The organism is Mycobacterium haemophilum DSM 44634 (genome assembly GCF_000340435.2).
GTDB lineage: Bacteria > Actinomycetota > Actinomycetes > Mycobacteriales > Mycobacteriaceae > Mycobacterium > Mycobacterium haemophilum.
Genome location: NZ_CP011883.2, coordinates 2,100,154 through 2,115,296, shown reverse-complemented (window position 1 = coordinate 2,115,296; position 15,143 = coordinate 2,100,154). Strand labels below are relative to the sequence as shown.

Sequence of the window (15,143 nt, the reverse complement as noted above, 5' to 3'; positions counted from 1 at the left end):
CAGCTTGTGATCACCCAACCCACGCTATACCCGTTCTATGCCGGCGATATTCCGCTTGCCGCGGCGCAGCACCAGCCAGCGGCCGTGCAGGAAATCCGATGTCTGCGGCGCCCATTCCTCGCTCTGGATGCGAATGTTGTTGACCGACACCCCACCTTCACCGATCGTGCGCCGTGCCGCACCCCTGCTGGCGGACAGACCGCTGGCCACCAACAGATCGACAATCCCGTCGGGACTGCCGGGTTTCAGCTCGGCGGTCGCCGTCTCCCGCAATGCCGCCGCCAGTGTCGCCTCGTCAAGGCGGGTCAGTTCGCCCTGACCGAACAATGCCCGGCTGGCATGCTCAACCGCCTGGGCTGCCGCCTCACCATGCACCAAAACCGTGAGCTCGGTAGCAAGTCGACGTTGTGCGGCGCGTTCGGCCGGGCGTGAGGCCGTGGTCTGCTCCAGCTCGGCCAGTTCGTCGGGCGATAAAAAGGTGAACCACCGCAGGTACCGAATGACATCGGCGTCTGCGGTGTTGATGAAGTACTGGTACCAGGCGTACGGGCTGGTCATCTCTGGATCCAGCCATAAGCTGCCGCCTCCGGTGGATTTGCCGAACTTGGTGCCATCGGCGGCGGTCACCAGCGGAACGGTGAGCGCATGCACTGTGGCACCGAGCTTTTGGCGCACCAGGCGAACCCCGGCGATGATGTTGCCCCACTGATCTGAACCGCCGACCTGCAGCGTACAGCCGTGGCGCTGATGCAACTCGACGTAGTCGTTGGCTTGCAGCAGCATGTAGCTGAATTCGGTGTAAGAGATTCCTTCGCCGTCCAACCGTCGCCGGATCGTGTCTCGATCTAGCATCACGTTGATCGAGAAGTGCTTGCCGACATCGCGCAAGAACTCGATCGCCGACATTGGGCTCGTCCAGTCCAGGTTGTTGACGACGATGGCGCCGGTCGGCGACTGCGCGGCATCGTCGAAATCGACGAAGCGTTCCAGCTGTCCGCGGATTCGTTCGGCCCATTCGGCGACGGTGTCCGCCTCGTTGAGGGTGCGCTCACCGATATCGCGCGGATCACCGATCATGCCGGTGGCGCCGCCCGCGAGCACGATCGGCCGGTGGCCGGCGCGTTGAAAGCGCCGCAACGCCAGCAGCGGCACCAGGTGTCCGGCATGCAGGCTCGGCGCGGTGGGGTCAAAGCCGGCGTAGACCGTCATCGGTCCGCGCCGCAGCTCGGCGGCGAGCGCATCGAGGTCGGTGGACTGCGCGACCAAGCCGCGCCAGCCCAGCTCGTCGAGGATGCTGGAAGACATCCAAAAGAGGCTAGTCGCTAGCGCCGGGAGCCGGCGCCCGGGGACTTCGGCGATAGGCCGAGACCTCGGGTCGGCCCGCCAGCCACAATCGCCAGGGCCGGTCGGCGGCGTAACTGATTCCAACACGTGGACCCGACATCGCACCCTGGGCGTCATTGAGGACCAATTGCACCGGGCTGTCAGCAGCAAATACGTCAATCCCGTTGTCAGCCATAGTAATTCCTAAGGCAGAGCACAAATTTCCGGGACCACGCGCCAACGCGACGGTACGGACCGACGCACCGCGTCGGGACCGGGCGACATCGGCGCCGTTCTCGAGAGCGCCGGCCCGGATCAGGACTGCGGCAGCCGTCCCATCGGGTCCGCACGAGATATTGGCGCAGACATGGATGCCGTGGCTGCGGTAGGTGTAGAGCCGGCCGGGCGGCCCAAACATCACGGCGTTGCGGCCGTTGCGGCCGCGGTAGGAGTGGGCGGCGGCGTCGGGCCAAGGACCGTCTGGAACCCCGCCGTACGCCTCCACCTCGACGACAATGGCGCACACGCCCCGGCTGGTGATGGTGGCGCCGAGAAGTCGATGCGCGGCCGCGACCGGGTCAACAGCCAAGAGGTCAGCGCTCACGGCACAGATTGTGCACCCCCGTGGTGATCGCCAGCGCAGCGGAGCTGCGCGCAGCGGGTCACCACCATCAAGCCCCGTGGTGATCGCCAGCGCAGCGGAGCTGCGCGCAGCGAGATTGCCGTGGTGGTCGCGATCGGTGCCACAATCGCAGCCTTCACGGCAATCTCGGCACAGTCGAATAGGTGGTTGACCGCGCAGCGGGTCATTGCCGCTTGACAACTCGACGCTAGGAGCGAAGAATTCATCACATGATGAGTTCATCGCATGGTGAATTAATGTCAGGTGGCGCAGCGCCAGTCATCAGCATCAAGCACCTCCGGGTGATTCGCGGCAAACGTCCAGCGCTGCACGACTTCTCGGTGGACATCGCCCAGGGCAGTATCATCGGCCTGCTCGGTCCATCCGGCTGCGGTAAGACCACACTGATGCGTTGCATCGTCGGCACCCAGATCGTGACCGGCCGCTCCAAGGGAACCGTCACCGTGCTGGGCAAACCGGCCGGGTGCCCGGCATTACGCCGTCAAGTCGGATACATGCCGCAGGACCCGACGATCTACAACGACCTGCGCATCATCGACAACGTGCGCTACTTCGCCGCGCTGTATGGCTTCGATGGCCGCGCCGCCGATGTCGCCATCGAGCGGGTTGGGTTGACGGATCATCGAACGGCCTTCTGCGGCAACCTCTCCGGCGGTCAGCGCACTAGGGTGTCACTGGCGTGCGCCCTCGTCTGCCAGCCCGCGCTGCTCGTGCTCGATGAACCGACAGTGGGCCTGGATCCCGTACTGCGGGTGGATCTTTGGGAGCAGTTCACCGAACTGGCCCACGCCGGCACCACGCTGCTGGTCTCCAGCCATGTGATGGATGAAGCCGACCACTGTGGTGACCTGTTGCTGATGCGCGACGGCCATCTGATCGCCCACACCAGCCCAACTCGACTCAGAGAGGACACCGGATGCACATCACTGGAGGAAGCGTTTCTGTCCATCATCAAACACAGCACCGCGCCCCAAGCCGGATAGGATCCGTCAAGGCCCACGCCGCCACCACGACGCGGATTCTGCGGCAACTGGCCGCCGACCACCGCAGCGTCGCGATGATCTTGTTGGTGCCGGTCCTGGTCATCACGTTGATGTACTTCATGTTCGAAAATGCCCCGCAGCGCCCGGGCAGCCCGTCGCCGTTTAACAACGCCTGCCTGATCCTGCTGGGCCTTTTCCCACTTTTCGTGATGTTCATCATCACCTCGATCACGATGCAACGAGAACGTGCCTCGGGAACGCTGGAGCGCATCCTGACCACTCCGCTGCGCCGGCTCGACCTGCTGCTCGCTTACGGGACCGCATTCTCGATTGCTGCGGCTACCCAAGCTGTCGTGGCGTGCATCGTGTCATTTTGGTTCCTCGGCTTTGATACCGCGGGCAGCCCGGTATGGGTATTCGTGATCGCGATCGTCAACGCGATGCTTGGTGTCGGCCTGGGATTGTTGTTCAGCGCATTTGCCCGCACAGAGTTTCAGGCCGTGCAGTTCATCCCGTTGGTGATGGTTCCCCAACTGCTGTTGGCCGGCATCATCGTGCCGCGAGCGTTGATGGCGCACTGGCTGCAATGGATCAGTAATGTGATGCCGGCCAGCTACGCGTTGGAGGCCTTGCAGCAAGTGGGTGCACATCCAGAACTGACCCACATCGCGGTGCGCGACATCATCGTGGTGATGGTTTTCGCGCTAGCGTCGTTGTGCCTAGCTGCGGCAACCCTGAGGCGACGGACGCCGTAGCACGTTGGCCACCGACCCAAACCGCAGGCGGCCAGGGCGACCGGCCGGAGGTTCCGATACCCGTAAGCGCATCTTGGCTAGTGCTCGAGAGCTGTTTGCGCACAACGGTATTGATCGGACATCAATACGGGCGGTGGCCGCGGCCGCTGGAGTCGATGCCGCCCTGGTGCATCACTATTTCGGTACTAAGCAGCAGCTGTTCGCCGCCGCGGTCCACCTTCCGATCGATCCCATGACGGTGATCGTGCCAATGCGGGAGACCCCCATCGAGGAACTCGGATACAAGTTGCCGTCCTTGTTGCTGCCAATCTGGGATTCCGAATTGGGTGCGGGGCTAATCGCCACGTTACGGTCGTTGATCTCGGGCTCCGAAGTGAGTTTGGCGCGCTCGTTTCTGCAGGAAGTGGTCACCGTGGAAGTAGGTGCGCGGGTTGACAACCCGCCGGGGACCGGAAAAATCCGCACCCAGTTCGTCGCGTCGCAGTTGATGGGCGTGGTTATGGCTCGCTACATCGTCAAGATCGAGCCGTTCGCGTCGCTGCCGGCCGAACAGATCGTGCAAACCATCGCACCGACCCTGCAGCGCTACCTCACTGGGGATCTGCCGGAGGCGCTTGCGCCATAAACCGGGCGTGCTCGTCGTCGTCGACGGCGCGGGCCTCATCGACCAACAGCACCGGAATGCCGTCGTCGATGCGATAGGCACGCCGCAGTCGCGGGTTGTAGAGCACTTGGCCGCCTGACCCATCGCCGTGGTCGACCAGCACCAACGGCCCCCGGTCAGCCGGGCACACCAGAATGCTCAGCAGTAAATCGTCAAGCATGGGTGTGCGTGTGCTTGCTGGCTAGCTCAGCCCGTACCCCTGGAGTCAACCGCCTGAATTGGTTACTGGCGGAATCGAAATACCAAACCTGGCGTCCCGCTTTGGGAATCCCGGCCGTGCGCAGGGCACCGACGATTGGACGGTAGGTCGCGCTCAGCGTCAGCCCTGGCACCACGTGCACAATGTCGGGCCCCAGTCCGACGGGCATGCTGGCAGCGGCTTCGGTCAGGTCGGCCGCCGTGATGGTCGCTCCGGGCAGCAGCGTCACTGCCGACACCGCCAACTCATGGTCACCCACCGTCACACTGTAGGTCGCAGCGAGGTCGACCCCAGTGATGAGGCCGAGCGCGTCGGTCACCGGCTCGGCATAGACCAATCCGCGGGCGGTGCGAACCACCGAGCCGCGTCGACCCGCCAGCCAGTAGTCCCCATCGTCGTCGCGGCGGAACAAGTACTCGGTCGATATCCAGGTGTCGGCCGGAGCAAAGACGCCGCGCTTGACAGACGCGGTCGGATCGATCGGTCCGCGAGACGCAGCAAGTAGCACACCGATCTGGTTGACGTCGGCGACCTGGACGAAGCCGCGGTCGTTTTCCAGGATCAGGTCCTGTTCGGCATCGTAAGCACCCAGCTCGACATGCCCAGCACCGGGCAGCGGACGACCTTTGCTGCCAATCTTCGCGCCCGACACGTTAGCCAGCACAGCCTGTCCGTCGGTGGTAGCGAAGAACTCGACGACATGAGCGGGCGCGAACGCTTCGACGACCCGCTCCCATAGTCCAGTCGGCATACCCGAGCCGATGAACAGCCGCACCGGATGATTGCCGTGCAGTACAAACGCGGGGTCGTCGACAAGTTCGCGCAGCATGGCCCAGGTGTAGGAGACGACGGTGACGCCGTATTGCCGCACCTCGTGCACAAACCGGTCCGGGCACAAACCGCGCGACAGCGCGATGCGGGCACCACCCACGACCGCGCCGCCCAGGCTGACCAGCAGCGCGGACTCGTGATGCAGCGGCGTCAAGCAGTACACCGTGTCCCTGCGATCGAGGGCGGCCGTTGAGGCAGTTCCGAAGGCTGAGACCGCCCACCGGTAGTTAGTGATTTGCTTGGCGACCAGCTCGCCGCCGACCGTGCTGAACGCGATGAACGCCAGGTCCCGAGCCAATCCCGGGTTGGGCCGATACCAGGCCGGCAGCTCGACAGCATCCGGGTCGATCTTTTCCATGTCGATGACTTGGCGTTGCTGCAAGGCGTCCTCCGGCAGGTGCAGATCGCGCGACTCACCACCACCTAGCACCAGTACCTGCCCGGTCAGCTGACGCCCGTAAGCAAGCACGGCATCAAGATTGGCGGGGTCGGTCAAGATCTCGGTCGCGCCCCCCAGTCGGACCGCCGCGGCCAAATCGGCATCTGGCCGCATCATCACGGCAACTGCACCCAGCCGAGACAGCGCTGCGATGGCGACCAGTGCGCTAGGTCGGGTCTCCATCAGCACACCCACGCGGTCACCCTGCCGCACCCCGACTTCGATCAGGCCTCGGACGACGTTGTTGACTCGGCGGTCGACAGCCTCGTAGGTATGCACGCGTCCGTCGAACAACAGGAATTCGCCCCGCGGGGCATCGTGGGCCTGTTCACCGATGATGCGGCCCAGCGAGATCCGAGTGTGATCGTTGAGCTGTCCGAGCCGGGCCAAACGCGGCAGCGTCCGGACTGTCTCCACAGCCAGCGTGCGCACGGATCTGTTAGCCGCGACAACCGCGTCGGCCGCGCCGCGCGCCAGCGCCAGCGCCGCCTCGGAGACCTCCCCCAGGCCGTGCGCGAGCCGAGAACGCATCGCGACCCCGCTGGCGGTGTGTTCGGCCGGCTGGTCCGGCATCGGATGGATATTCGCCGGCTTGTCGGCACCGGTGGATAGCCAGCGCACCCATTCGGCGACGGTCGGCCAGCTCTGCTGCGCCGCCCTGGACCCCACGACCAGGCCGAAATGTCCTGTCCGGATCAGAGATTCGTAGACCTCGGCGTTGGGCGCTGCCCGCCGAATGCCGCGCACCGACGCCGGCTGGCCAATGTCGTCAACCTCGCCAACGAAAGCCAGCACCGGACAGGTGATATCGGTGAGCGTCACCAGCTGCCCGTTGACAGCGAAACCGCCCGTCATCATTCGGTTGTGCGCGATGAACTGCTTAAGCAACTCGGAGATCGCCGGACCAGACCACGCGATCCACCCTTCGGATTCAAGAAATCGGCGCTGCTGTTCACGCGGCAGCAGAGCCTCACGATCGTGCAGCTGACGCACGAAATCGACCCTGGCCTTGGCGGTTTTAAGCGGGTCCAACATCTGAAAACCGGTGCGCGCCAACCAGCTTGGGACGTCCAAGCGGTTAAAGACGTGATCTGCCATGAAATTGGCAAGTGCCACGCCGAAGTTTGGTGGGATACCCATGGGCAGCGCGGCCAGGGTGTCAACTGGGGAGCCAAACGCCACGATGCTGGCGATGTTCTTCGAACGCCGGTATGCGGCAGCCTGGTAGCAGAACATGCCACCCTGCGAATACCCGACCAGGTGCACATCGTCGCCGGTGGCGTCCTTGACGGTGTCGACCGCCTCACTGAGGGCCACGATGTGGTCGGCCAGATTCCGACGCATTCCACCCTCGACCTTGTCGGGTGAGCCGAAGTCGATGACCCAGGGATCCAGTCCGCTGGCGTGCAGGATCCCTACCGCGCCCTCCTCCCGGGTGACGTCCCACATATCCGCCGACATCATCATCGGGTGCACCATCAGCACGGGCGAGCCCACCGGCGGTTGCCCGGGCCGGTTATCGGGCGGAAAATACCGTCGGAGCTTGTACATCGGCACGCTCTCGACGATCTGCGACGGCGACGGAACGCTGCCGGTTTCTAACCCCCCCAACCGTAAGACCTCCAGGCCATTTTGTGCCGTAGCGACCAGGCGCTCGACCGGTCGTGTGACCATCGAAAAATTGAGATCCACTGCTGCTCCCTGACTCTTGACAGCTTGGACATCATGGCACATCGCTGGGCTGGCAGTTTTGGTCACACTGTTTAGTTGGCTCCGGTGCGGGCCTGCTGTGACCCGGCGGCTGGCCGAATCGGTTAGCTGTGGCGCGCCGCTTCTTGCGCGAGTTGGACGCGCGAGTTAAGCCTGAGTTTGGCGTAGACGTGGGTGAGGTGGGATTGCACGGTGCGCGGCGAAACGAACAGCCGTGTCGCGATTTCTTTGTTACCCAGCCCTTCACCCACCAACCGCGCCACGTTGCGCTCGGCAGGGGTTAATGACCCCCAGCCACCGCTCCAACGTTTGCGTTTCCCGCGACCGCGCTGCGCGTAGCGGATCGCCTCGTCGGTGGACATCGCGGCGCCGTCGGCCCAGGCGGAGGCGAAATCGTCGCCACTCATCGCATCACGAAGCGCCGCCACCGAGGCCTGGTAGTCGGCCTCCCAGACCTGGAAGCGGACCTCCTGGGTCCGCTGTCGCAGGGCGGCCGCCGCGCCAAAAAGGCGCGCCGCGGCACAATGACTGCCCGACTCACCGTTCAGTGCGGCGAGGAGCTCAATGGCATCCGGCACGCCTACACGCGCGCCCAAGTCGGTTGCGCACACCAGAGCTGCGTGCGCGTCATTGCGTGCTGCATCGCGTTCCTCGTGGGCGATCGCAACGCGCGCCCGCGTTATCAACGCCACCATTCGGTGCCATCCGCTCGTCGACGCGACGGCGTCGTCGGCGTAACATCGTGCCACACTCGCATCGCCGCGCACCAGGGCTAACTGCGCCATTAGTTCGCGGTGCAGATCTAAGTGAGCACAATAATTTCGCTGATCCGCCGCACTGGTATCGATCGCCGAAACATTGCCCGTGGCTAGGGCCGCACAAGACGCCGCCGCATAGCTACAACCTTCGTATACCCCGCCCAACTCTGCCGCTGCGGCGATGCACGCAGCCGCCGCGGCCTCGGCGGCGCTGGCGTCCAGATGCGCTAGCGCCAGGGCCTGGATGTATAGGCCGAGAGCGGTTGTGACCACGTCGTTAGCCGCCTCAGCTTCGGCCGTAACCTCGCGAAGTCGCGCAATCGCACCATTCAGATCGCCTTCCCACATGTGCGCCGCGCTGCGCCACAAGCGGCATTGACGTGAAACGAACCGGTCCCCGATGCTTTCGGCGAGCTCTTGGGCTTCGTCGGCAGCGGCTCGCACCGCACGCGGATCACCCGTCATGCAGGTCCCCACCAGCCGCCAATACAGGATTTGGCTCAATGTCCATTTATCATCTAGGGCGCGGGCTAGCTCGATAGCTTCGCCGAGGTAGGCCTGAGCTGCTTCTGGCTGGTAACCGCTACTGCAACCGCAGGCGGTGAGGGCCCGAACTAACACCGTGGAGTCATCGATATCGCGTGCTATCGCCAGGGCTTGTCCAGCCCGAGCGATAATGTCGGGGGCGCCCACTGGGCTCGTGGCCAGCAAGGTGCTGAGCATCACTTTGTCCGCGAGCGCGCGCGCCCAGACACCGGCTGATACCGCAAACTGATCGGCATTACCGTTTTCCAAGATCGAATCAAACCAGGCCAAACCCTCGCGCTGGCGGCCACGCCCAAACCAAATCGGTTGCAGCCAGGACGCGAGCTGTAATGCGGCTACGCCATCGTTGTTTTTACGGTTCCAGGTGAAGCAGGCGCGCAGGTTGTCGATCTCAAGCTCAGCCTGCTCCACCAGCTCAAGGTGGTCGCATTGCCCTGGCGCGTCCAGCCTGGAAGCCAAAGCCTTGTAGTAGTCGCAGTGACGAGCCGGCAGGTCGGTTTCGCCGGATTCGTCCAGCTTTCCTAGTGCGTACTCACGTACCGTTTCCCGCAGCCGGTACCGGGTACGCCCCTGGACGTCTTCAACGACTACCAACGACTTGTCGACGAGCAGCGTCAACTGATCGAGGATTTGATAGATCTCCAAGTCATTGCCGGCCACAGCTCGCGCTGCAGCCAGGTCGAACGTACCCGGGAAGACCGCCAGTCGGCGAAACAAGGTCCGTTCGCTCTCGGTCAACAGCGCATACGACCAATCCATCGATGCGCTCAGTGTCTGTTGGCGGCGCACCACGCTGCGCGCACTACCCGTGAGCAGCCGGAACCGGTCGTCTAAGCTCTCGGCGATCTCGACTGGCGACAACGACCGGACCCGTGCGGCGGCAAGCTCGATGGCCAGGGGTATGCCGTCCAGCCGCTGGCAGATCTCGCGCACCGCCTCGGCGTTAGCGCTAACGACCCGGAAAGCGGGCTGGACCAGGCGGGCGCGATCAACGAACAATTCGATTGCCTCGTCGGCTAGCGACAACGACGGTACCCGCCAGGTGATCTCACCAGCGACCCCGATCGGCTCGCGGCTGGTCGCCAAAATCGTCAATGCCGGGCAGGCACCCAAAAGCGCAACGACCAGCTCGGCGCAGGCATCGAGAACGTGCTCACAGTTGTCCAACACCATGAGTTGGTGGCGGCCGTCGATAAAATGCGTAATTGCGCCAATCGTCGAGCGGCCCGGCTGATCGGTCAAGCCCAGCGCGCGAACCACGGCAATCGGTAAAATCGCGGGATCGGTCAGCGGGGCCAGCTCAACGTACGATAAATCGTCACCAAACCCCGATGCTGCCGCAACCTGGATCGCCAGCCTGCTCTTGCCCACACCGCCCTCACCGGTCAGCGTCAGCAGCCGGTTGTCCGCCAAGAGCCTTTGCACAGCTTTCGTCCGTGCATCGCCGCCGATAAAAGTCGTGACCTGAACGGGAAGTTTTGATGCGGGAACGTGTTTCGGTGTGCGCAGCGCCGGAAAGCTGTTCTGAAGGTCGGGGTGACACAGCTGCATGACCCGTTCAGGATGCGAGAGATCGCGGAGCGTCTGGCTACCGAGATTGATCAGCCACGCATCGGCCGGGAGGTTGTCAATGACCAAATCACCTGTGGTAGCCGACATCACAGTCTGGCCCCCATACGCCAGGTCCCGCAGACTCGCAGTCCGATTAATCGTGGGACCGGCATAACTGCCTTCATCGCGCAACTGCACCTCGCCGGTGTGAAGACCGATGCGCAGCTTGATCGGTGCGAGCTGGGCGCGCTGCAGATCCAGTGCGCAACCCGCGGCATCGCTGGCACGATCAAACGCGACGACGAAACTGTCACCTTCGCCTTGTTCGACCGACCGCACCCCGCCGTGGGCGGCGATGGCTTCCGATACCGCGCGATCCAGACCCGCGATGGCGGCCTCCATCTGCTCAGGTTGCAGCTGCCATAGCCTCGTTGAGTCTTCAACATCGGCTAACAGCAGCGTCACCGTGCCCGACGGCCGCGGTACGCTCACGCCCGAGTCGCGGTGGTGCCGCCGGGACGTACCAGCACTTCGTCAACTGGTATCCGATTCATACGCGTCGCACTGATGCACAACCTCAGCCGAGACATGCTACGCATTCTAGCCGATGGTTTTCCCAATTAAATTGCTACAGTTCGGTCTAACCATTGAATAACCATTGAATAACCATTGAAATGGCCCAATCCCGTTGATGTTATGACTTCGTCGTGAAAGACGCTGTGGCCCCATGCTCGGCCGCAGCACGCCGCGGCTGGCAAGCCGCCGTCGTATACGGTGTGTGGCGGCCGCCGGAGCCCAGCGCGTAGGGATTGGCAGCAAGTCACCGGTTGCTAACCTGCGTTTCCGCTGCTCGCAGGTGGCGTACACTGGCTCGGCGGCACTCACGAGCTTTACCGTTCCTCGGGCCCTTTGATGGCGGGGATGATCGGCGATACGCAAAAGCGGAAAATCTGCGACCCTGCAGCGTCAAATCTACGCATCATGGCTGATGGTTTTTGCTCCTCGATGCCGCACACTCGATCTCGCACAGTTGACTAATCATCGGTTGATTGCAAGGGGGTTCGTGTGACAAGCACGATCGAAGTCGATACCGAAGCTAGCTCCGCGGTCGCGGCGAGCAGACCGCGGCGCGTCGGCAGGGCTTCGCGCGATACCTTCGATACCGAAGTGCGCCTGGACTGGGGGACGAAGACCGCACCGACAGTAGTAACACAGCCGCCGATCTCGAGCACCGAGACAGATCTCTTGAACGCCGCAGCAGCCGCGCCGGCGCGGCCAAAAGCTATCCGCTGGCTGCCCAAGCCAATTGGAGTGGCACGCGCTGGCGTGGGCTCAAAGTTGATGTTATTAACGCAAATTCGTCTGCGGCAACATCGCCATTGGCCGCGACGCTACCCAACGCGTCTTGAGTTTCTCGGACAGTCTCAAATGGCACGCGAGATGCGTCGCCTATGAGCGTCCACGTGCACGTTTGGTGATCGATCAGGCACGGTTGTCTAGCTCTTGAGCGAGTTGGACGCGGGAAGTGAGACCGAGTTTAGCGTAGACGCGGGTCAGGTGGGTTTGCACGGTCCGAGGTGAGATGAAAAGCCGCGTTCCAATCTCTTTGTTGCTTAGCCCCTCGCTAACCAGGCGCGCGACGTCAAGCTCGGCCGGCGTAAGCGCCGCCCAACCGCTATCCGGCCGTTTGTGACGACGCACGCTACGTTGCCCGTGCTCGATCGCTTCCCTGATCGACAATGCGGCGCCTTCAGCCCAAGCGACGTCGAAGTCACTTTCCCCCATTGCATCTCGCAGGCTTGACACCGACGTCTGATATCCCGTTTCGTGGATCACGAAGCGGACCACACCGATACGCTGCCGGATAGCCTCGGCCGCGCCAAAAAGCCTCGCCGCTGCCTGGTAGCCGCCGGCGTCGCCGGCGAGGCCGGCGACGCATTCCAGCACGTCTGGAAGATCCAGGTAGGCCTCACAGGTGGCTAGCTGGACGAGTGCGTTCTGAGCGTCGCATTGGGCGTCCTCTTGTTTGCCTTCAACGACCGCGATCCGAGCACGCGTCGTCAGCGCCATCACCAGATGCCGCCCAGTCGCTGTTTGCACCGCCTCGTCGCACCAACAACGGGCCGCAGTGACATCACCCGCCGCCAGCGCTACCTTGGCACTGAACATGCGCTGTACGGCTGCCGACTGGGGCGTAGCCAAACTCATCTTGCGCCAAGCCGTCTCGCTCGCGTTAAACGCCTTTGCGAGGTCACCGGCGGCCAGCGCGGCAACGGCTGATGCCGAGTAGCCGATGCCCGCGAAGTACTCGCCCAGGCCGACGGTCTCTAGAGCTGCGTCGGCCGCGGCTTGCGCCCCGCTCACGTCGCCGTGGTACGCCAGGGCATACGCCAAGGCATGGAGGCTGGTTGCCTTGTGTAAGACGTCGTCAGCCGCCTCGGCTTCCTCAGCAATCTCACCCAGTTGTCCAATGGCTCCGACTAGATCGCCACGCATCCACTGCGCGTACCCAAGGCAGCAGCGACTCCACAGCGAAAATGACTGATCACCGATTGCATTCGCCAGCTCGCGCGCCTCTTCGGCTGCGGTACACGCGAGGACCGGGTGGCCCCTGGCCACCGCATCGAGTGCCTGGAAAGTAAGGATCTGGCTCAGCCTCCACCGATCGTTTGAGGCTCGGGCGAGACCAATCGCCTCGGTAAAGTAGCGGTCGGCCGCGTCGTCGCCGGCCATCACAGCGCTTAACCCGCATGCCGTGAGTACCCGGGACAACAGGGCGGGGTCGTCGACATCACGCGCAATCTGCAGGGCCTGCTGGGCATGGTCAATGCCCGCGGCGACATCGACGAAGATGTCGAGCACAGCTTTGTCGGCAAGCGCCCTCGCGCACATCACCGGCGGCAGCCCAAGTTGGCCGCCATCCTCGCCACGCAGAACGGCGTCAAACCAGGCTCGCCCCTCGCTAATGCGGCCGCGGGTCAGCCATACGGGCTGCAGCGAAGACGCCAGCACCAGTGCGAGTTCCGTGTCGGAGCTCGCGCAGGTCCACGCAAAGGCGGCGCGCAGGTTGTCTATTTCAACCTCTGCCTGTTCGATGCACTGCCCATAGTCGGTGTCATCCGAGGCGTCGAGCAGGGCGGCCAGCCTCACGTAGTAGTCGCGGTGCCGCAGCCGCACAGCGTCCATCTCCCCAGACTCGTCAAGTTTCTCCAGCGCGTACTGACGCACCGTCTCCGACAGCCGATAGAACGTTCGACCGCCGCTATCGTCGGCGACCACCAACGACTTGTCGACGAGCAGCGTGAGCGCATCGAGTACTTGATAGCGCTCCACTTCACCACCACCCGCGACGGCTTCCGCAGCATCAAGGAAAAAGCGGCCCACAAACACCGCCAACCGGCGGAACAAGACCCGTTCCGGCCCGCTCAACAGCGCGTGGGACCAGTCCACCGAAGCCCACAGAGTCTGCTGGCGGGCCACCACCATGCGGGCACTGCCGGTCAGCAACTGGAAACGGTCACCCAAACCGTCAACGATCTCAGCCGGTGACAGCGCCCGAACTCGGGCCGCCGCTAGCTCGATGGCCAATGGCAAACCGTCCAGGCGCCCGCAGATCTCCGTCACGGCCGCCGAGTTGGCTTCGGTAAGTCGGAAATCCGGCCGCACCCGCCGGGCCCGGTCGCAAAACAATTCGACGGCCTCATCGCTTACGGACAGTGCCGGCACCCGCCAGCTCACCTCGCCCGCGAGACGAAACGGTTCGCGACTGGTCGCTAGAACCCTCACCCGTGGACACGCGTCCACCAGGCGCGACACCAACGCCGCGGTAGCCTCCACCAGATGTTCACAGTTATCCAGCACTAGGAGTGCTTGACGCCCGGCCAGGAAATGCAGCACCACGTCCACGGTGGAGCGGGCGGGTTGGTCGCGCAGACCCAGCGCACGGGCGACCTTGGTCGGCACCAGATCGGGATCGCTGATTGGTGCCAAATCCACATACCACCCGCCGCCGACCTCACCGGCAAGCTGGGCCGCAACCTGCAGCGCTAACCGGGTCTTGCCCACACCACCGACACCGGTCAGGGTGACCAGCCGATTACCGGCCACCAACTGCTGAACCTCGCTGAGCTGGTCGCGGCGCCCAACGAAATTCGTTAGCTGCACAGGAAAACCGTGGGTTAGCAGGTCATCAGTGGCCCGCAGCGGCGGGAACTCGACCGGCAAATCGGCATGACACAGCTGCACCACCCGCTCGGGCCGGGGCAGCCCACGCAGCCGGTGAGTCCCCAGATGGGTAAGCCAGGCCCCGCTGGGGAGCCCGTCAACCACCAAGTTCTCGGTAGCACTCGACAGCAAGGTCTGGCCGCCATGCGCTAAATTGCGCAGACGCGCGGTCCGGTTGACGGTCGGACCAACGTAGTTACCCTCATCACGCAGCCGCACCTCCCCGGTGTGCACCCCGATTCGCAACCGGATCGGCCCCAGCTGAGCTCGCTGCAAGTCCAAGGCAGCAGCCACGGCATCCGAGGCACAAGCAAAGGCAATCACGAAGCTGTCGCCCTCGCCCTGCTCGACCGGCCGCACTCCGTGATGGATTGCTGTCACGTCGGATACCGTTTGGTCCAGATGTGCGACTGCAGCGCTCATATCCTGGGCCCGCTTCTCCCACAGCCGAGTCGCATCCTCCACATCGCCCAGGAGCAAGGTGACCGTGCCCACCGGCAGGGGCTTGGTCACGGCC

General features: G+C 63.8%; 9 protein-coding genes. 3 read left to right on the top strand and 6 right to left on the bottom strand.

The features are described 5' to 3' along the window. Positions 1–24: 24 nt before the first annotated feature. A complete protein-coding gene (gene tyrS / locus B586_RS09960; protein ID WP_054880041.1) occupies positions 25–1,305 on the bottom strand; it encodes a tyrosine--tRNA ligase in 1,281 nt (426 codons plus the stop codon). 10 nt (positions 1,306–1,315) lie between these two features. After that, on the bottom strand, positions 1,316–1,927 hold the full coding sequence (locus B586_RS09955) for a DNA-3-methyladenine glycosylase (RefSeq protein ID WP_047313984.1): 612 nt from the start codon (positions 1,925–1,927) through the stop codon (positions 1,316–1,318). A gap of 248 nt (positions 1,928–2,175) precedes the next feature. Here B586_RS09955 and B586_RS09945 point away from each other — a divergent pair, with 248 nt between their 5' ends. The 3 genes from B586_RS09945 to B586_RS09935 are packed head-to-tail and all read left to right on the top strand — an operon-like array spanning position 2,176 to position 4,329. Next, the gene (locus B586_RS09945; RefSeq protein ID WP_054880043.1) at positions 2,176–2,949 is read left to right on the top strand and encodes an ABC transporter ATP-binding protein; all 774 of its coding nucleotides are present in this window, start codon (positions 2,176–2,178) and stop codon (positions 2,947–2,949) included. Continuing rightward, the gene (locus B586_RS09940) at positions 2,883–3,704 is read left to right on the top strand and encodes an ABC transporter permease (protein ID WP_168162525.1); all 822 of its coding nucleotides are present in this window, start codon (positions 2,883–2,885) and stop codon (positions 3,702–3,704) included. Before B586_RS09945 ends, B586_RS09940 begins: the two co-directional genes overlap by 67 nt. A gap of 4 nt (positions 3,705–3,708) precedes the next feature. After that, complete coding sequence (locus B586_RS09935; protein ID WP_047313981.1) at positions 3,709–4,329, top strand: TetR/AcrR family transcriptional regulator; 621 nt, start codon at positions 3,709–3,711, stop codon at positions 4,327–4,329. On the opposite strand, the gene B586_RS09930 is transcribed toward B586_RS09935, so the two are convergent. From B586_RS09930 to B586_RS09910, 4 genes are all read right to left on the bottom strand, one after another. Next, complete coding sequence (locus B586_RS09930; protein WP_054880044.1) at positions 4,295–4,528, bottom strand: Trm112 family protein; 234 nt, start codon at positions 4,526–4,528, stop codon at positions 4,295–4,297. The two genes, B586_RS09935 and B586_RS09930, sit on opposite strands and share 35 nt — an antisense overlap. Next, positions 4,521–7,571: an acyl-CoA synthetase gene (locus B586_RS09925; RefSeq protein WP_156406886.1), complete on the bottom strand. Its 3,051-nt coding sequence runs from the start codon at positions 7,569–7,571 to the stop codon at positions 4,521–4,523. Before B586_RS09925 ends, B586_RS09930 begins: the two co-directional genes overlap by 8 nt. An 80-nt stretch (positions 7,572–7,651) precedes the next feature. Beyond that, positions 7,652–10,894, bottom strand: coding sequence for a helix-turn-helix transcriptional regulator (locus B586_RS09920; protein WP_054880046.1), 3,243 nt, complete (start codon positions 10,892–10,894; stop codon positions 7,652–7,654). 990 nt (positions 10,895–11,884) lie between these two features. Next, on the bottom strand, positions 11,885–15,139 hold the full coding sequence (locus tag B586_RS09910; RefSeq protein ID WP_054880983.1) for a helix-turn-helix transcriptional regulator: 3,255 nt from the start codon (positions 15,137–15,139) through the stop codon (positions 11,885–11,887). Between the last annotated feature and the right edge of the window lie 4 nt (positions 15,140–15,143).